The sequence below is a fragment of the Bradyrhizobium sp. UFLA05-112 genome, from assembly GCF_053572325.1.
Window position 1 is genome coordinate 1 of sequence record NZ_JBANBK010000098.1, and the last position, 18954, is coordinate 18954.

An 18954-nucleotide genomic window follows, 5' to 3' on the forward strand; every position below is an offset into this window, starting at 1 on the left:
GCCACGAAAGACCTTGCTCTTTCAAACCCCAGCTGAGAAGTTCGCAGAATGTGTTGCGGCGATGAGTTGAACCCGCCGCCAAAAGCGGCGGTCCCGGAATGTCTGCTCTTGTGCCGCTGTTGGAGGTTAAGCAGACGTGAGCTCCGAGGCATTTTTTTCGCCGGAAGTTCGCGCACAAAGCAGACGCTCCTAAGGTCTCCAGCGTTTATATTGATTCACAGCCACGACTGACGGGGGTCTCGCCATGATCTGATCCACGAGGGATAGACAATTTGCCAGCAAGGTGGAGCGCCGCTTCGATCGCGGCATGCCCGCTCGCACCCGCCGCCGCAGCAAGGACGATCCACACCACGAGATGTGGCTGATCTACAGCGGCGACGTCCGTGTCGGAGTCATCGGTCGCCGCGCCGGTGTCCCGAATTCTGCCCCGCAGTGGGGGTGGTCCTGCGGCTTCTATCCCGGCACTGATCCCGGTGAGCACCGCGGTGGCATTGCCGAGACGTTCAACGAAGCCCGCACGAGCTTCCAAGCAGCGTGGCACGAGCTGGCCACCACCTTGCTCGGCTCGACAGAGCCTGAGTGGGTACTCTGCCGCTTGACCACCTGCTCTAGCTCAAGTGCCTCTATTGCAAGCTCATCTGCCAAGCGTCCGAACAGTTCGCGCTTTTCCGGGTCACTAGTCCGCCTGCTCATGAGGGCGAAATCTGTGGCATCGGCCCGGAGCTTCTCCAATCGTTCCCTGAGGCCCTTCATGGTATTAGCTCAGTCCTAAGCCGCCTCGCGTCGAGCGGCATACAGAACGACGGCAGGAACATCTACGGATTCATCGCTAACCGCTTCCTTGCCTCAATTGGCGGTCTGTTCCGCAAAAAGAACTCCCTTACTTCGTTCAACGCGACGTTCTGCTCGGCCTCAAGCACTTGGGCTCGCAACTCGGCCAGTTCGGCAAGCCGGGAGGCAAGCGCTTCGATGCGTTGGTGAAGAACGACGGCAGCAGTGTCTGCTCGATTGCACTTGCGCATCGCAGGCCCCCTTTTTTGTTCATCTTTAAATATCTGCCCGAGGGGAAAGGTGGCCGTTGCGGCATTTTAACGCACTAACATGTGACAAGATGCGGTGCACCGGTGATGAAAAAAGCATGAGGCCGGGCAATTTATTAGCAAGCCGCGCTCGCAAGCGGGAACGACCAATGTGTCTTGTGCCCAGATCCGATCAGTTCTGGTCGCGAGATTTTTCCCCGCTGCACTTGCGCAAAACCAACTTGCAGAGGCTGCTGGCACGGAGGCCGGACGGGATCACCGTTGCTCCGTTCGAGGGGACAGGTCCTGTTTCTCTACTAGCGTTGCAGCATCGAGAGAAGCCGTTGTCGATCTTGCTGACGCTGCCGCTGGTTCTCGCGCAAAATTTCGAGTTCGGCCTGAGTGCTACTCGCATCCTGATGTTGACGTTTCCGGTCAACGATCAGCGCCTCCCGCGCCGCCAGCCGCCGCTCAGCTTAAACAACGTCGCATTCCAGCTGCCTCAGCTCATCCAAGAGTGGATCATTCAACATAGACCGAAGCACCATCGTCTTGAAACGGCTCCAGCACACCTCGCTGGGGCCGTGGAGTTGCTTGGCAGTTTTGGGTAGACCAAGCTGAGGTAGCCTAGACCGGCCCGAAATCTGGTTATGTCCACTTTTGAACCGAGCCCGGTGCCGAGTTTTCCGTAAAAAAGGCCCCAACTATTGGCGACGGCTGGGGCCCTTTTGGTTCTGCAAATATTATCTTCGCTTCATGCGTATGGCATACGAACTCTGTCTCGCGACCGCGGGCAGGCAGGTGCTGGAGTGGTTCCACGAAGTTAAACACGATGGCTACCGGATGCTGGTCATCAGTGAGAAGGCGGCATGACGGGAAGCACGTATCGGCTGACAGGCGGCGGTTCGGCGAGTCTCAACGTGCGCGATGCGTTCTTAGTGTCCACCAACGGCGGCACGTTCATCGCAATCAGGCGCAGCAAGTCGAGACTACCCCATCAAAGGCGTGTTCGCTGAAACCCCGAGTACGGCGCTTGGGCAGGACGGCGCAGCCGCGCGCACGGCGTGGGAGAAAGCAGCTGATGCCGAGCTAAAGACGCGCTTACCTTCCGAGATACAGCGTTTAGCTACTTGCGGAGGGGCTGCCGTACGCCGCGCCTGCCGACGCGGGCGACTGATCCAGCCGTTGCCTCATTTCGGCGAGCCTAAGCTAAGCATTTGGTCTATTTCGGCGGCCCTATCGGCTTGTCGCGCCTGCCGAAGCAATTTCTCCCGTTCACACTCTTTCAAGCCGACGCTTGAACGATTCGCATGTTGGTTCTTTCACCAGGGGTGCGTAGGACACTGCGGCAGGTTCGGCTCTACGGCTATCTGGTCGAGCGAAACAACCAGATCTATCACCCGGGCGCCTTTCATCCAGTCTGCAGGAAATCATTTGCACTTCGCATGGTCGAGGGCGGCTGGCTGAGGAAGAATGGCGATCGATATGAGTTGACTGCCCAGGGACGCGAAGCGCCGGACTGAACTGCGGCGGGAGATTTATGTACGGCTCGGAGGCGGCTAAAACCAGCTGAGGGCGGCCCTAGTCGTCCCAGATGACCTTCGCACAGTTTGCACACTGATACACGCGGACAGATTGTCCGGCCCGCGCCTGAACCTCGGTCCTGAACGCAGTTGGCATGCGGCAGTCGTCGCAGAAAGGAGGCCGCGGTCCGACTGCTTCGCTCGGGCGCACTTGCGTGAGCATGACCTGGAGCATCCCGGGGAAGTTATGTTCACTTTTGGACATACGGAAGCCCAACGATCAGGGACTTACGGTTGCAGCAGCAACAAGACGCGATGCCGATCTTGCTGACGGCGGCGCTGGCTAATGACCAACGCCCCCTGCTCGCCGAGCCGCCGCTCACCCTCAAACGCGCTCTGCTGTCTCAACTCATCCACAAGTACGTTGTTTCACATCACCACCCGCTAGCTCTCGACAAGCGACCCCAGCGAGAGGGATGCCGAGGCCGCCAACCTTGTAGGAAGGTTTTCTCTCGGCGTGGTTTCATTGGAGGTTTTACCGAGAGCATGGAGTTGACTAGCTCTGCCGAGAGTCGTTCCACCGCCAATCATTGATAACCGGTTGAAGAATGAATTGGGCCCACTTAGGAACGGAGGCTGATATGCACCGTTGCTTTGGCAATATCCCCCCGGGGAGTTTTCCATGGCAAAGACGAATTGTTTGATTGTACGAGCTGTTGGAAGCCAACTGGATCAGTTGCGCGGAGAGGCATCCCGCGTTTCACGAGGAAAGAAAATCGACTGGTGGGTTGAGCGCGGCGAGATTGGGACGCGGTTTTGCTTTGAGACTGTTGAAGCCAAACAAGCGTTTGCCGCAATCTGCCAAAACTTCGATGTTTCTTGCCTCGAAGCCTAGCAAGCAGAGTCCAGAAAGCAGGCCCACCCGGGCGAGAGGCAGAACGTATTGGAGGGATGGATCTCCTTCGAGCGTTCTCTCAATACCCTTTTGGACGTATCCTGCCTGCCCCAAGCGGGAGGAGATTCCATGGGCAATGACAATACAGTCGGATCGCACCCCGCCAAGCGGGGCGTGGCCGTTCTCGCAGCTATACTCATTCAAGCGCTAACCTCACCGCCTCAGCCGGCGGGCATGCGCCCCCGTCCGTAACGGTTGTGCCTGCGGTTTGGTCGACGCGGGCACTTCGCTGGACTCCCCGCCAATGGCGCGCGTCCAGGCGGCACCAGCGCTGCTCGAGCGCCGCGCAGCACGGTCCCGCACCACCGGATGATGAAATTCGCCAAATCCTCCCAGGGGCTGGTTGTTGTTCCCGGTGGATGCCGCCGGCCACCTCCAGCTGCCGCACAAACAACTTGGAAGAACCAGATGTGCACTGGCGCTTCCGCTGCCGACACAGCGTCCAGAAGGGATTGCACGCTGCTTCTGCGGCGAGTTAATCAAGAACCCGACGCTCGACGAACGCATCCACACGATCCACCGCCAGACCGCCGTCTCATCCTTCCACGCCCCCCTGGTCAGCGGCTTTCAAGGAGGATTGAGCATCGGCGTTGCCCCGCATCTTGCCACCTGTTAGTGCGCGCCGCCGCTGCACCTGCCAGATTTTCCCGGCCAAGTCCTCCAAAAATGAACAACAAGTGGGTGGCTTGCCATGCGTGCCTGCTTCAAGCGGTTCCGCAGTTCCTCTAATTCCGCCATTTTAGCAAGACTTTCAAGATGCTGACGAAGGACATCGTCAACAGCGCGACCAAGGCGGAGCAGAAGGTGAGGAAGAGACGGAGGCAGGAATGCTCACACACTCGATTGGGCGCGGGGAGCCAAACATTAGCCGTCAACGATCATTAAAGCGGTGTTCTTTGCCGCCTTGGCATTGTTCGAGACCGCTTGGCTGTATGCTCTTGCCAAAGGCGCGATAGCTGTTGGCATTTGGGTGCTATCCTAGAAGCGCATTCATGGCCTTCCCAAGGACGCCAGCTCAACGACTCGCTCATAAAGGAACGGACGCTCTCTGCGCTCGTTTGGAGCGCGATCGAAATGGAGGATTTTCATGGCGTCCAAATGAATGATTATCTTGCTGAGTTGCATCGCCGGCTAAAGCATCGTCCCACCATGCCCCGGCAAGTTACCGCATGAATACGGCTATGGCCGTTAGCACGCCGCCGGTATCGAGCACCTGATAACGCAGCCCTTGCTCGTCAAGCGCGGCCTGGACGCAGTGCGGATATTCAACGCCTTCCGGCATTCTGTGAGCCGTTCCGCTGTAAGGGAGAGGATGGAATGGCCGCTTCCCAATCCAGATCCCGCCGCGGCGTCATGCTGCCAACTGCAACCACGACTATCTGAACGCCATTGCCCATGGGCGGACAGCAGCACATGAGGACGGGGCTCACGGCACGTTGTGCCGCAAGGCTATGCCGAGATCGCGCGAGGGAGGCGTTGCGACGAGTAAGCACGCGGTGACAGCGTCGCCATCTTCACCGCCCCCGGGGGCGAGAGGCGCGTCTAGTCAACGTCGCTGGCGCGCCGCGCATCTACGCAGGGCGTCCTCTCATGGAGCGCGCGCCATGTGTCCAAGACGCCAGTCTGCTAGAGTCTGTGCATGGTCGAAGGCTAACCGCAGCTTAATATCAGCAGCGCACCGACCATGATGGCTGTTCGCGCGAGCCGTTGATCTGGATCAAGACGAGCGTCAGGCGAGCGGCGAACGTCAGCTGGACCGAAAGGCGCCCTGTCCCCAATGAATGTTCGGTCTGCGCGGCCTCGACATTTCTTTGGCTCCGGTGCCGAGGCCGCTGCAACGCTTCGGCCGAATTGTTCCTCCTTCGGAACGTTCGCAGTTGGGGGCGCGAACAACTATCTTCCCGCTATGCGCAGCACATATAAACTCTGCCTAGCGACCGCCGGGAAGCAGGTCCCCTCGGGACCGGAGTGGTTTCACGAAGATCAAACACGACGGCTACCGGATGCCGGTGATCCGGGAGAACGAGCGCGTGCGCCTGCTGTCTCGAAACGGCAGCGACTGGACGAAACGTTATCCGTGGATCGCCGAGGCCGCGCTGAAGAATCGTCAGAAGCATTTCGTCATCGACGGCGAAGCCGTGATCCTCGGCGTCGATGGCATTTCCGATTTCAACGCGCTGCATTCGCGCATGCCCGATCACGAGGTGCAGCTTGACGCGTTCGACATTCTCGCGATGGGCGGCGACGACTTGCGCCCCCTCCCTCTACACATGCGCAAAGTCAACCTGGAGCAGCTCTTGGCGCGCCGACCCGACGGGATCACGGTCGCACCCTTTGAGCGCGGCGAGATCGGACCGGACCTATTCCGTGCAGCCTGCCGCATGGGCCTTGAGGGTTTGGTCTCGAAGCACCGCGATCGGCCGTACCGGGGCGGCCGGCAAAAGTTCTGGATCAAGGTCAAGAACCGCAGCCATCCTGCAATGGAGCGCGAATTATGACCGACACCGAGCAAAAGTAGCGTGAAGGCTGGATGTTAGGAACGTCTGGCTGACGGCTCCATTGGTTTAAACTCGGAAAACCAATGGAGCCTAGAATGCGGAAGGCGATTATTGCAGTCCTAACAACAGTGGTTCTGACAGGGTCCGCTAGCGTTGCATATGCCCAAGCTAGCGGATCCGGTAGTGCAGGTGCTGGCGGAGCTGGTGGTGCCGGCGCGGGAGTCGGCGGCGGGTCGATGGGCACGGGCGGATCGTCGCCGAGTGCAGGCGTTGGGACTACTGGTACTGGAGCCGGGGCTAGTGGCACAACTGGCTCGGCTGGCGGAATGCAAAAGGGCGCTATTCACCCCGGCAGCGGAGACAATCCGGCTCGTCGCCGGAGGCGATACTGAAAGACAGCAGGCCCGCCAGCGTGAACCCGGCGGGCCTTTGTCGTTACCGCCTCAGCCGGGGGGCGTGAGCTGTCAGCCGCTGGTACGGGTGCGGTGGGAGCGGCGCCGGCGCTTCATGCGCTGCCCACCTTGTAGCCGGCCTCGAGCATGTCATTAATTCGTGTGAAAGATCGCAAAGACCAATTGCTCGTCAAGGCCGTCGGTGTCCGACATGATCCGCGCGGCTATGCCCGCCATTCGGACGCAATCGCATACCGGACCCTCCAGTTCGCGAAACGCCTCCGCTTGCTGCTTGTCCTGTGCTAGCGGCGCGGCGGGGATCGGATTGCACAACCCCAGCCGAGGCCGCGAAACAAGCGCATGAAGTGGCGCGAGATCCACAGTGGCCAGCTCGCGCCTGAGAAATCTCGGTCCTGAGCGCAGCTGGCATGCGGCAGTAGTCGCAGGAAGGAGGGCGCGGTCTGACTGTTTCGCTCGGGGGCGCGCTAGCGTGACCACGACTGCCAGCATGCTTGGATTTGGATGAACTGCTATGTCATGGGTTAGTCGCGCGCCTTCCACCAGAAAATTCCAAATGCGTTATGTTCACTTTTGGACAAAACGGAAGACGCGATGTTATCCAAAACGGCCGACGAAATTGCTCGCGCAGCCGGTTCCTTACAGAACTCGCGTTCATCGTTCGAGGTGGACTACGCTCAACGAGAAGGCCGTCCGATATTATTCGAACGGCCTGTCTTCGTATAAACGCTCCTATCTGGTGGTATTTGTCCCGTAAAGCTCCCGCTCGCGACGAATATCGTCCGGAGCAAGCGGCGGGCTCGCGGCGTCGAAATCCGTCCACCCAGTCTTCTGCCAGGCAGTGCTGCGCTCGCTCAGATTCACAGACGACTCGTCAAGAACGGCGTCCAGTCGGGAGCGGTCGCTATCGGCTACTCTAGCCGAGACTAACGTCCCCCCGCGTCGAATTCCCTCGGCATAGCGCGATGCATCTTCTTTCGACACGCCGGCTTGGGTCAGCGCGCCGACGATCCCGCCGGTCGCGGCGCCAGCCGCCGCGCCTGCGGCCGTAGATGCAAGCCATCCCGCAGCGACGACAGGCCCAAGACCCGGAATGGCCAATAATCCCAGGCCAGCGAGCAGCCCTGCCGCGCCTCCAAGCCCCGCGCCAATGCCAGCGCCTGTGCCGGCGCCTTCGGCACGGTCGTCGATGCCATCACGATCCCGATCGACCTTGCCGCCGGGTCGGTACCAATTCTCTGAGTTATTGGCGACGATGCTGATGTCGGAGTGTGGAACGCCGGCGGCCTCGAGCCGAGTAACGGCACGCTCGGCATCGGAGTAGTTGTCATAGAGGCGGGAAATTGTCGTCGTCATATCTGATGCTCCTAGCTCACTTGGCGGGGTTTACGTTGCCCTGGAAGTCGATGCTCACGTCGGTCTTGGTGCCGGCTTTGTCGGCCTTGCCCCGCCAAACACCATCATTGTCCTTCTGGAGATCCGAGACGTTTGAATAGCCGGCCGCTTCAATCCTCGACTTGGCTTGGCCCTCAGTGAAGCTGTTGCGGCCCGCCACCGGAGCGTTCGAATTGTTCTGGTCCGAGCTGTTGACTGCATTGTTGCCCGGCCCGCTCTGGGCTGGCTGAGACTGAGCGCTGACAGAAGCCGATCCGAGCAACGTGAGAGCGGCGAGGATGGGTAGTATGCGCAGCATTCTTGTCCTCCGGTGTTGATTGTGTCGCTCGACAACAGCCGGAATTCGAATTGGTTGCTAACGCAAAAAGCTTCTCATGCGATTCGAATAGTCTGCACCGTCCACGCCCTATTCAAATGCGATGAAGCAGTACGTCGAATGACAGTGTCGTACGGCGCGCGTCATTGCGAGCGCGGCGAAGCAATCCAGACTATCTCCTCAGCCGCATTTCTGAGACGAGCTAAAGAGATTGTCGCGAGGGATCTCCTGCGCGGCTCGCTCGATAGAGTGAGACGCCAAAGCAGACGGCCCCAACACCCTAAATGCCGGGGCCGCTGGAGAGGACGCTTGGCGGTTTGGCTAAGCCAAGCAACCCGAGCCTAGATCAGCTACTAAGTACGGTATGTTCAATTTTGCACAGACCCACGCGTAAACCTTGCGACCACCTTCACACGTAGGACGTTGATTGCTACTCAGAACGGCCGAGCAACCATCGGCCCTCGGGGAAGTGGATTCACGAAGTCAAACACGATGGCTACCGGATGTTGGTCATCCGGGAGGACAAACGCGTGCGCCTGCTCTCGCACAACGGCACCGACTGGACCAAGCGCTATCCTTGGATTGCTGAGGCCGCGCTGAAGCGGCTGGCTCGAACTGCACGAGAGTGGCACCTATGTTTAGCTCTTGAAGGCCGAGGCCGCCAACTGAGGCGAACCCCCACTGGTAGAAAGGCTCGTGGCAATTGCAGCCAAACCAGCAAGCGTTACCCGCGCCTCCGCCCGGCCGAATGGAAAGCCAAGAAGACGAAAACGCCCAATAGCGTAGCCCAGATCAAGAAGTGTTCAGCAATCATGCCCGCCCCTCCGTTGGCAAATTTGGGAAAGCATGAAACGGCCAACCATCTGGCCAGAGGTCCTTTGACAATGCGAAGAAAGCCCGCCATTGGCGACGGGCTTTAGGCTAGGAGGAAACGCGCCCATGAAGAGGCGGATAAAGCCTACGATGAATCGAGCCGGTGTTGTGTGTCGCGATTGACACTGTGGACAACAAAGCGCCGCGGTCATTTACCGACATAGGGCGCAGAGATAGGCGGCCGTGCGCGTCCTTAACCTTCATCACTTACGCAATTTTCGGCTTCGTCTTGTCGCGCAACTGCAATTCCTCGCGGCCGGGCAGGATGCTCAGATGCTCGACCTGCGTACCCGCACGGTTAGGGGCCGACCGTCGAAAGCCGGCGGGAGGAGGTCGTTCGCGAAAGGAGATGCATGAGCCTTGCGCAGTCGCCTCTGAGCACAGCGATGACTGATTGTTTCTCATACTGACCGCCGTTCGATATGGGTCTTTCGGAACTTCACCTAGACGTTCGCTTGGTTGGAGTTGCTCAACATCGACTTCCGGAACGTGCGATTGATCTCAGTCCATGCGGACATTTCGAGGGTTTGGAACGTCACATCGCAAAGCCTGTTGTCTTTTCAGAAATGACCGTTGTGGTCGCCCCCCATTTTCTTGGAGCGTTAGATGAGCAAACGCAAATTGGCAACAGCATCGAAGCGCGTCCGCAATCCTAAAAAGGCCGCGCGAGCCCAACGGAACAAGCAGGCCGTTGTTAGAAGCCCGAAAGACGATTTTCTGCGCTCTGTTGCGGCAGTCTCGATTGAACCAGCTCCTAAGCTACATAACGATCCAAAAGACGATGCTCCCCTCATTGAGACCCGGGTGGATGCGTTGCCAGGTGACCTCAGTCAGAGGATGAGGGATAGCGATCCAGCGAAAGGCTTCGGTTTAGCGACGGCAAACACGCCGGCTTATCAAGCGAAGCTTCTTGAGATAGCCCAGGCCAACGGGCAATTTGCCTTTGAATTCTGCCTGAGGCTTATGGCAATCAGGTCGCCAACTGATTTTTTCGCCGTCATTCTGGAATTTACAAGCAGACGGATCGAGATGTTCGGGCAGCATGCGAAAGAAATGGCTGCATATCCGTTCTGGCGCATCGATGCGTCTCGGAAGCTCGCGGTTCTGCCTGGACGATGAAGCAATGCTTCTCACTGCGCAAATGGATGGATGGACGCAGCGCTGACTATGGTTTGCTTGCTTCGGCTGGGCGAGTGCAGGGAGCGGCGCATCAACGTCTGCTATTGGTTTCAAAGCTGAACAGCACTCAACGCTTTGCCGCCACTCTCGGCCTTGGCTGCCGCTTGCAACCCTGAAGCGAATTCACGTCAGAAGTAGCCCGACAGGCGATCGTCTCAACGAATCTATGGATGCCGAAGAAAAAGCGCGCAGGTCGGCACCACCGACTATGCTGAGTAAGAAGACCCGCCGCCTTCAAAGTCGTTCCCCGCTCAAGCCGTCCGCAATGCGTCCACAACCTTCGCCGTTGCGCTTTATGGGCGCCGAGAGCCAAAAGCTCGTCGAAATAGGTCCAAACACACGTCACCAATGTCGATGGTTGGATGTCCGTCACCACTTCTGACGGCCGTACCAATCATTCACCTCCTTCTGCGCCTGATCCTTCGCGTAGCCGTACCGTTGCTGCAATCGGCCTTCGAGTTGATCCTGTTTGCCGTTGATCACATCAAGATCGTCGTCGGTAAGTTTGCCCCACTGCTCCTTCACTTTGCCCTTCATCTGCTTCCAATTGCCTTCGACACGGTTCTAGTCCATCACGCTCCTCCTTGAACGAGTGAGATCGACCAACGGAGTGGCCGATACTTTCGTTCCGCGGTGCAAGCTTAGCAAGACGAGGTGCGCGGCAGTGTTCAAAAGTGAACCAACGCGCTGTCTCAAGAGCCGCAGCCGTGCGGAGACGTGACCGCGTGCGACAATGAGCCTCAATGCCTCACCATTCTTAGGAGCACTCTTTCAAGCCAATGCTTCGCGCGCTATCGAGGTCTGGACAGCGGGATATAGCGGATTTGCTCACGCTGAGTTCTTCGCATTTTGACCCTCAACGGACATTGCTCATGAAGCAGCGTCGCCGCGCTCAGAGCTGGCTCGACAGATAACTATAGTTTCGGCTTCTGCATCCGCAGTACCACGCGGCAGCCTGGCTGTGCGTCCTCATATGCAAGCGTCCCGTTGAGCTGTTGAGCCAATAGTGCGACCACCTTGGAGCCGATGCCCTTCTTCACCAGCTCGGGCATTCCGACGCCATTGTCAGATACTGAGAGCACCAGCTCGTAGTCTGTATGCAACGCGATGAGGATTTGTCCCGGTCCATCGTCAGGAAAGCCGTACTTGATACTATTTGTCACCAGCTCGTTGATGATGATCGCGATGGGTACGGCGACCTCGCTGTGTGCGTACGCCTCATCCAGTTCGCAGCGGAGTGCGACCGGCTTATCGCCGCTGAGCGCCATCAGCCGCCGCACGATGTCACCAACATACTCCTTCAGAGCCACGATCTTCGTCTGATCGCGCAGCATTAGGTGGTCATACACTTCCGCCATCGTTTGGATGCGCTGCGACGTCTTATCGAGCGCGTCCGATGCCTCGTGCCCGAGGCCGCGAGATTGCAAGCGCACCATCGCACTGAGCATCGCGAGGTTATTTTTGGTACGGTGCGCGACCTCCTGAAGAAGAAGCGTTTTGGACCGCTCGGACGCCACCACTTTCTCCATTTCTTTGCGAAGAAGTTCGGCAACCGTGGCGAAGGCGAGCGACACAAAGGTAAAAAGAAGTAGTGGAAGCGCGAGTGCGGAAGACCACTGTAGGCGCAAAAGCCACAGTACGCCCGCGACCGCCAATGCCGTCGCGAAGAATGCGCTACCCCTGTCAAACATCACCCCTGCGAGGAAGACGGCTGGCAACAAGATATACAAGCAGATGAACCCGCTTTGGACCTCCATCGCTGCGAACACCCCGAGGCTGCACGCGATTAGAAGCCCCGATACCCCGTAGCGAACCGCCAGGGGCTGCGGCTTCGGAGGCAGAAAGTAAAGAAGGCGTTCCACTTACGGAAACGACTATGCAGCAGCTACGGTTCCAACACCCCCTCGGGCTCGTGCCCGCCGACAAGATTTGCAGCCGCCAGACTAAAGGCCGCCTTGCTGGAACAAATCGATCGACGCGCGCTTCTTCGGCAATGAACGAATACCGAGCATACGTTCTGTCGCCGGAAGGCATCGTGCTCGCGCTACGCTACCAGCATTGCGACGATCGAGAGTCCTGCGGCTGATGTCACCCAGCGCGCTCTCGAGAAGTTGGGTTCGCCTTGTTCTGCCCTTGTGCCTGATCTTGTTCGACCAGAGCGTGGCGCAGTTGAGCATAACTTGCTTTGTGGCCGGGTTTGAACCACCGCAGTTCAGTTGGCCCGTCCGCCTCTTTGTCCCAAACAAACCAGGCATAAGCAGTCGTCCCGCTGCTTTTCGGCTCGACACCACTTGGGTAAAAGGTAATGCGCTCGCTGAAAACCCAGACGCGGGCGGGTGGCATCTTGGAAAAGATCGTATTGGCTCCATTAGCGCCTTCTAAGAACGCCAGTCGCAATAGCAGGGCGAATTTTCGCTTCGCCAGCCTGACGCCGCTAGCGACAAAACCCTCGGCGCAATTATAGGGCGGATTGGTGATGATGTTGTCGGTCGTCTGCTCTGCACGAAGAAAATCAACACCGGCTTCTCCATATCCACGATCATACAAGTCCGAACTGCGAGCAGGTTGGCCAGTCTGCTCCAGCACGCGGGACATGCTGCCATCACCGCATGCGCACTCCCACATTCCCCCGTCGAACTTTTCATTGTCGATCGGCGTCTGGAAACAGTCCGGTCCGTTGAGGTCAGCGAACCTCTTCACTGTCGGCTTGAAACTGCCGTTCAGATTGAAAGTGAGATCGGTCACGCGAGATCTTCTTGCTCGAACAGGCAGAGTATCAGACTCGTTGATCTCTCAATTTCCACAAGGAGCTTGTGTGAGTCAAATTGACTCACCCCTTCCCCATCAAGCGATACGAGCTTCCGACGGCGGACCTGCTGGGCTCTTGGTCGCAATACCCAAATGCCGATCGAAATGGGAACTCTGCTAAGGGCTTTACTCCTTAACTCGCAGATGTCCGATCTTGGGGGCTAAGCGGAAATATTCCGATCGGTCAGAGTATTACCGGTTTTGACCGACCCAAAGCGGAAGTTAGTCGGACCGTGCGGCCGACTCGTCAATTTTCATGATCGGCTTGTCTGCCTTGACCTGCTGGTCACGCACGATTCAAATTTTGTTTTTTGACCTTGAGGCAGGCAAATATCCGCCCGCGTGGTCGTTGACTCGGTGCGCGGCGATGAACATGGCGACGGCCGACCGGCAATAGCATTCGATTTCGTTGTCGTCCTCTGCTTTTGCCTGATCGAAGCGTGCGATCATCAGGAGATCGGATCCTTTGAAAAGCGCGGCGAACAAGCGGGCGGACCGGAGAGGATCGGGCACGTTCAGAACCGCCTTCGCGTGCAACTGACGCAACAGGGCCTCGATTTGGGCGATGACATGGGCGGGGCCGGCTTCGAAATGGAGCTTGCTCAACGCGTTTTGACTCGTCTTGTCGGCCATGACCATGGCTTCGAGACTGCGGACGTCTGATCTCAACAGCGTGCGAAGGAGTGATGATCCCGCCACCATGAGCTGATCTTCGACCGAACCGTCGACGCCTTCAAGAAGGGCCTGTGGTGCAAACAACTGATGGCAGCCGGCCGCCATGGCCGTGCTGAACAGCGCCTCCTTGTTCGCGAAGTGCCTGTAGATGCTGAGCTTGGATATCTTCGCTCGCTGGGCGACCTTGTCCAATGTCGTCGCTTGAAAACCCAATTCCACAAAGAGTTCGCGCGCGGCGTCGACGATGGTTTGGCCAAGCGCCTCGTTGGCGGGCCGGCCGCGCCGGCCCTGGCTGTTTTCGGTCACGGCAATTCCAGTACTTGACAGTATCATAATTCTCGGATTACGATACCACGAAGTATCTGAAATGCGCAAGCCAATGGGTAGGTTTCATTTTGTCCTGCAAATCAAAGTTGCCCTGGCCGCCCGGCGTCATCGAATGCGGCACTTTCCGGCCGGCTGAAACAGTAATGGCCGACTTTCTCGTCGATGCCGAAGCCCTGCTCGCTGCCCGTCTCGAGCGCGTATCGGGTGACGATCTCGCGCCGACGAAAACACACGGTGACTTCCATGCAACGACGAGCCCTGCTGCAGTTGGCTGCGCTTTCCACCATCGGCCTCGCCCGCGCTCAGGCCACCGCCAAGTCCAACCCGTCTCCCTCCATCCACAACACGGAGCCCATCACCATGGATGACGTCATCATCATCGGCGGCAGCTTTGCCGGTCTCGCCGGCGCTCTGCAGCTCGGCCGTGCCCGCCGCAAGGTCACCGTTCTCGATACCGGTCTGCCACGCAACCGCTTCGCCGGCCACTCGCATGGCCTGCTCGGCCACGATCACAAGCCGCCGCTGGATATCCTGTCCGAGGCGCGACGGCAGTTGGCACGTTATCCCACGATCGAGCTGGTCAGTGCCCGGGCCGAAAGCGTCTCCGGCGCGATCGACGATTTCAACGTCCTCACTTCCGATGGCGAAAGCTTTGGGGCGCGGCGCCTGATCCTGAGCTATGGCGTCGCCGATCAGATGCCTGATGTTCCGGGCTACGCCGAAAGCTGGGGCACGTCCATCGTGCCCTGCCCGTATTGCGACGGCTTTGAAGTCGCCGGCCAGCATTGGGGCCTCGTCTGGTCCAGTCCGCAGTCGCACAATCAGGTCAGGCTGTTCCACGATTGGACCGACAAGTTGACGCTCTTCGCCGATGGTCACGACATTCCGCCCGATATCCAGGCCGATCTGGCGCGCCGCAGCATACCTGTCGTCGGTGGCCGGATCATCGAGATCGCCCATCACAAGGGCCATATCGCCACCGTCAATGTCGATACCGGCCGCAATGTCGCGGTCGACATCCTGTTCGCGAATCCGCGCAACAAGCCGTCCGCAAGCGTGCATGAATCACTGGGCCTTGCCACCGTGGCAACGCCCGCCGGCATCGTCCTCAAGGTCGACGAGCGCCGTCAAACCAGCATGCCTGGCATCTACGCCGCCGGCGACCTCGTCACGCCCTTCTTGCCCTCGGTCACCCAGGCATCATCGCAGGGCGCGATGGCGGGTATCTTCGCCCAGCAGTCGATGGTGGTTTGAAAGCGCAGATTCCCTTCTCCGGTTGCCGCGGGCCATCAAATTGGAGTTGAGGAAGAGAAAACGATGTCGAAAGAACCAATGAACAGCTTCGCCGGAAAATGGGCTCTGATCACCGGGGCGTCGAGTGGCCTCGGCCTTGACTTCGCAGATCTCCTGGCTGCGCAGAAAGTCAATCTCGTATTGGCGGCCCGAAGGCGGGAGTCGATGGAAAAGCTTGCCGCCAATCTCCGCCGCAAATACGGGGTGGATGTGCTGGTCGAGGCGATCGATCTTGCCGCGCCGGGCGCGGCCAGCCACTTGAAAAGCAGTCTCGATGCGAGGTCGGTGACGATCGACATCTTGCTGAACAATGCCGGATACGGCTTGCACGGCGCTTTGTTGGACATGCCGATCGAGCGCACGACAGACATGATCCAGCTCAACATCACGACGCTCACAGAGCTGACCTACCTGTTCGGCCGTGACATGGCCGCGCGGCGATCCGGACATATCCTTCTCGTCGCCAGTCTCATGGCCTTCCAAGCCGTTCCCAGCTACGCGGCCTATGCGGCGACCAAGGCATATGTACTCGCCCTTGGCGAGGCCCTGCACGACGAACTCCGCCCGCATGGTGTGGTTGTTACCACTCTCTGCCCGGGGCACACCGCGACGGGCTTCGATGCGGCTGCCGGCGCAACCCCATCGGCCTTGCTGCGCCTCCTCACCATGAAGCCTCGTCCGGTCGCCGCGAGCGGTGTTCGGGCGCTTATGGAAGGAAAGGCCATGGTGATCGCGGGCCTGGCGAACAAGATGGCAGCCTTTTCAAATCGTCTGACGCCGCGATCAATGCAAAGGGCCACGTTGAAAAGAATAGTGGACGCTTAACTCCTGGAGCGCTGGCGTGTGGGGCTCATCGAGCAAGCGGGGGCTCTGCCTCGCCGCTCGCTGGAGACGATGCGCGCGTTGGCATCAGACAGCTTAGTTAAGATTCAGAACAAGGATATGTCATGGCACAGCACAATGCCGATCGGGTCGCCGACTGGAATGGCCAAAGCGGGGAGCGCTGGGTCGCCCACCAGGCCCGGCTCGAGGCCAGGCTGGCGGTGTTCGGCCAGGCCGCGATCGAAGCCGCCGCGCCCGCGGCGGGCGAGCGCGTGCTGGACATCGGCTGTGGCGCGGGCGCGTCGAGTCTGGCTCTGGCCGCCCGCGTCGGCGCGGGGGGCCAAGTGCTGGGCGTGGACATATCCGAATCGCTGATCGCCCGAGCGCGCGCGCTTGCGCCACAGGATACGCCGGCCCTGTTCAAGGTGGCCGACGCCAGCAGCGCCGAGCTGCCCGAGAGGACGTTCGACATCCTGTTCTCGCGTTTCGGGGTGACGTTCTTCGACGATCCGACGGGGGCGTTCGCCCATATGCGCCGCGCGCTCAAGCCGGGCGGGCGGGTCGCTTTCGTCTGCTGGCGTGGCGCGGCCGAGAACGATTGGGTGCGCCTGCCGATGGGCGCGATCAAAGGCATCGTCCCGCCAACGACGCTGCCCGATCCCGAAGCGCGCGGTCCGTTCTCGTTCGGCGACCGGGAGCGGGTGGGTCGGATCCTGATGGCGGCCGGCTTCACCGATATTGCTATCGCGCCCTTCGATGCTTCCGTCCCCTTTGGAGAGGGCGCAACGCGGGACGCGGCGATCGACGACGCGGTGAAGATGACGTTCGAGGTCGGCCCGCTGTCGCGCGTGCTCGCTGATCAGCCCGACGACATCCGCGCCCACGCCTGGGCCGCGGTTCGTGCCGCCTTCGCCGGCCGCCCCGGCGAGCGGTCGGTGATGATCGACGGCGCGACGTGGATCGTCACGGCGCGCAATCCGGCAAGCTGACACATGCGGACCCAATTGAACCTGCGATGACAGCGCAGCCGGCGGAGCCGAAGCAATCTTCACGATCCTCGCGCTACGGGACCAAGTGGCACCGCCCACTCTCAATGTCGACAATGGCGACGCCGCGTCCAAAGGCGTCGACATCGTGGCCCGCGAGGCGCGCCTTGTCGGGATCGGTCACCGTCCCGACCGGGCTGACCGCCGGTACGCGTTCGACGGCATTTCCTATTTTTCCGACGTGTACATATCGGCGTGACGCAAGACAAAGTCGTGCACGCTGAGCGGCGGCGTGCCGGTGATCTTCTCCACGTCCGATGTCAAGCGGTCATATCGGTTCTGTTGCTTGAGGAGCGCCATTGTTGCGAGATGGGAAAGTGCATGCCGATCCAGCATACCGCTGGCCTCCAACTGCTTTCGCCAGGGCTCCCAAGGCACGTTCACATAAGTGATCGCACGTCCAAGAGCCCTGGAGAACTCTTCGGCAACGCCGTTCATATCCTGGGACCGCGAGCCCGTCAGCTCGTAGATCTTGCCAATGTGCCTGGCCGGCGCTTCGAGAATCGTGGCCATCACCCGCGCGACATCTTCGCTCGCGATCGGCGAGGTCTTGCCATCTCCGAAAGGGAGCCGGATTTGCCCATGCTCGCAGATCGAATGCGCCGACAACCTGAGGAAGAAGGTGTCCAGGAATGACGTCGGGCGAACGTGCACGACAGGCAATCCAGACCAATTCAGCGCCTGCTCCGCCAGCCAGTGCATCTTCTGCTGCGGGCTATCCGTGGTCGCATTGATTCCCATCTGCGACACGGTCATCTGAGAAATGTTCACGAACGCGCCCACTTTGTGATGCTTCGCGACGGCGGCGGTGTTGATGGTCGCTTCGAGATACGAAGCCGACACCGTCATGCCGAAGTAAAGCCGATCGCAATTTTCGATCGCGCGATGCATCGAGTGCAAGTCGAGAAGGTCGCCGACAACAACCTCAACACCGCGTTCGGCCAGTTTTTCCGATCGGGCATCCTCCTTGCGGACCAGCGCCCTCACCTTGCATCCTCGCTCGATCAACAGCTCGCATACAGCATAACCAACCGTTCCCGCCGCACCGGTGACTAAAATCGGAGATCCCATTTCTCTTTCTCCTCGCGTTCATAAGCGGAGCTTGGGGCCCTTAGACCCGGATAAAGTCTCGACTTGCTTCTTTGTCATAGAGACGTTCGACCTGTTCGGAGCGATGTTTCAACCCAGCGCCCGCCTGCTTAGTCAGGCCTGCCGAAGGGCTTTTATGATAAAGCGGATCTGATCGCGCAGGCTTGCCTCCGTATCTTCGCCGTGTTGAACGGAGTGTTCGATCAGAATCGGATGGAAGAACGGCATGAACGCGAACTTGACTGCTCGCGCGGCTTCCGCAGCTTCTTCAACCCTGAACTCGCCCGCTTCTATGCCCTCGCGTATGATCGCCTCGAAGATCGTCACCAGCCGCTCAGTATGCAACTTAATGATCGCCCAGTTCTCTCGCGTGGCGTCGGCAATCAGGTCATGCATGTACTTTGCCTTGACCGACGTCGTCTTGTTGTGGCGGTGAACGGCGGTCAGGAGCTGGTCGAGTTTCTCCGTGGCCGGCGCGTTTGTGTGTGCGATCGCAACGGCGATGTCGGCAACCTCGTTCATGAGACGCCTGCAGATGGACTCGTTGATCGCATCCCTGGAGGGAAAGAACCGATAGATGTTCGCCGGGCTCATGCCGAGTTCGGCGGCAATGTCGGCCACCGAAGTCCTGTGGTAACCCACGCGGCGAAACTGTTTCTCCGCCGCTTCCAGGATTCTCGCGCGCGCCTCGTCGGAATCTTTTCCCGTTTGGACCGGACGGTTCAT

General features: G+C 59.4%; 17 protein-coding genes and 2 pseudogenes. 10 read left to right on the forward strand and 9 right to left on the reverse strand.

The window, feature by feature from the left end:
- The first annotated feature begins 1363 nt into the window (after positions 1-1363).
- From SO180_RS36195 to SO180_RS36210, 4 genes are all read left to right on the forward strand, one after another.
- Positions 1364-1630 (forward strand): hypothetical protein, encoded by a 267-nt coding sequence (locus SO180_RS36195; protein WP_449383592.1) that lies wholly within the window; start codon positions 1364-1366, stop codon positions 1628-1630.
- Positions 1631-3224: 1594 nt separating this feature from the next.
- Entirely contained in the window at positions 3225-3437 is a 213-nt protein-coding gene (locus SO180_RS36200; protein ID WP_449383593.1) for a hypothetical protein, read from the forward strand.
- Positions 3438-3843: 406 nt separating this feature from the next.
- Positions 3844-4113 carry a hypothetical protein gene (locus tag SO180_RS36205; RefSeq protein ID WP_449383594.1) on the forward strand — a complete coding sequence of 90 codons (270 nt, stop codon included), beginning with the start codon at positions 3844-3846 and terminating at the stop codon, positions 4111-4113.
- Positions 4114-5500: 1387 nt separating this feature from the next.
- Positions 5501-5995 (forward strand): ATP-dependent DNA ligase, encoded by a 495-nt coding sequence (locus SO180_RS36210; RefSeq protein ID WP_449383595.1) that lies wholly within the window; start codon positions 5501-5503, stop codon positions 5993-5995.
- A gap of 1142 nt (positions 5996-7137) precedes the next feature.
- Here SO180_RS36210 and SO180_RS36215 read toward each other — a convergent pair.
- The gene (locus SO180_RS36215; protein ID WP_449383596.1) at positions 7138-7761 is read right to left on the reverse strand and encodes a hypothetical protein; all 624 of its coding nucleotides are present in this window, start codon (positions 7759-7761) and stop codon (positions 7138-7140) included.
- Between the two features lie 16 nt (positions 7762-7777).
- A complete protein-coding gene (locus SO180_RS36220) occupies positions 7778-8098 on the reverse strand; it encodes a hypothetical protein (RefSeq protein ID WP_449383597.1) in 321 nt (106 codons plus the stop codon).
- Between the two features lie 491 nt (positions 8099-8589).
- Here SO180_RS36220 and SO180_RS36225 point away from each other — a divergent pair, with 491 nt between their 5' ends.
- Together SO180_RS36225 and SO180_RS36230 are read left to right on the forward strand one after the other, a co-directional pair.
- Positions 8590-9036, forward strand: a complete 447-nt coding sequence (locus tag SO180_RS36225) for a DNA ligase-like domain-containing protein (RefSeq protein WP_449383614.1) — start codon at positions 8590-8592, stop codon at positions 9034-9036.
- Between the two features lie 559 nt (positions 9037-9595).
- Positions 9596-10108, forward strand: coding sequence for a Phasin protein (locus SO180_RS36230; RefSeq protein ID WP_449383598.1), 513 nt, complete (start codon positions 9596-9598; stop codon positions 10106-10108).
- 429 nt (positions 10109-10537) lie between these two features.
- Here SO180_RS36230 and SO180_RS36235 read toward each other — a convergent pair.
- The 5 genes and pseudogenes from SO180_RS36235 to SO180_RS36255 form a co-directional block, all read right to left on the reverse strand.
- Positions 10538-10732 (reverse strand): annotated as a pseudogene (locus tag SO180_RS36235) (CsbD family protein); the annotation flags it as partial.
- Positions 10733-11082: 350 nt separating this feature from the next.
- Positions 11083-11937, reverse strand: coding sequence for a sensor histidine kinase (locus SO180_RS36240; protein ID WP_449383599.1), 855 nt, complete (start codon positions 11935-11937; stop codon positions 11083-11085).
- Positions 11938-12256: 319 nt separating this feature from the next.
- Complete coding sequence (locus SO180_RS36245) at positions 12257-12913, reverse strand: hypothetical protein (RefSeq protein WP_449383600.1); 657 nt, start codon at positions 12911-12913, stop codon at positions 12257-12259.
- 360 nt (positions 12914-13273) lie between these two features.
- A complete protein-coding gene (locus SO180_RS36250; protein ID WP_449383601.1) occupies positions 13274-13957 on the reverse strand; it encodes a TetR/AcrR family transcriptional regulator in 684 nt (227 codons plus the stop codon).
- Positions 13958-14058: 101 nt separating this feature from the next.
- On the reverse strand, positions 14059-14223 hold the full coding sequence (locus SO180_RS36255) for a hypothetical protein (RefSeq protein ID WP_449383602.1): 165 nt from the start codon (positions 14221-14223) through the stop codon (positions 14059-14061).
- Positions 14224-14338: 115 nt separating this feature from the next.
- Here SO180_RS36255 and SO180_RS36260 point away from each other — a divergent pair, with 115 nt between their 5' ends.
- The 4 genes and pseudogenes from SO180_RS36260 to SO180_RS36275 form a co-directional block, all read left to right on the forward strand.
- A complete protein-coding gene (locus tag SO180_RS36260; protein ID WP_449383615.1) occupies positions 14339-15232 on the forward strand; it encodes an NAD(P)/FAD-dependent oxidoreductase in 894 nt (297 codons plus the stop codon).
- A 63-nt stretch (positions 15233-15295) separates the two neighbouring features.
- Positions 15296-16096, forward strand: a complete 801-nt coding sequence (locus SO180_RS36265; RefSeq protein ID WP_449383603.1) for an SDR family NAD(P)-dependent oxidoreductase — start codon at positions 15296-15298, stop codon at positions 16094-16096.
- 122 nt (positions 16097-16218) lie between these two features.
- Positions 16219-17082: a class I SAM-dependent methyltransferase gene (locus tag SO180_RS36270; protein WP_449383604.1), complete on the forward strand. Its 864-nt coding sequence runs from the start codon at positions 16219-16221 to the stop codon at positions 17080-17082.
- A gap of 34 nt (positions 17083-17116) precedes the next feature.
- Positions 17117-17245, forward strand: a pseudogene (locus SO180_RS36275) (beta-ketoacyl-ACP synthase II); the annotation flags it as partial.
- Between the two features lie 62 nt (positions 17246-17307).
- On the opposite strand, the gene SO180_RS36280 reads toward SO180_RS36275, so the two are convergent.
- Positions 17308-18210, reverse strand: a complete 903-nt coding sequence (locus tag SO180_RS36280; RefSeq protein ID WP_449383605.1) for an SDR family NAD(P)-dependent oxidoreductase — start codon at positions 18208-18210, stop codon at positions 17308-17310.
- Between the two features lie 132 nt (positions 18211-18342).
- Positions 18343-18954: a TetR/AcrR family transcriptional regulator gene (locus SO180_RS36285; protein WP_449383606.1), complete on the reverse strand. Its 612-nt coding sequence runs from the start codon at positions 18952-18954 to the stop codon at positions 18343-18345.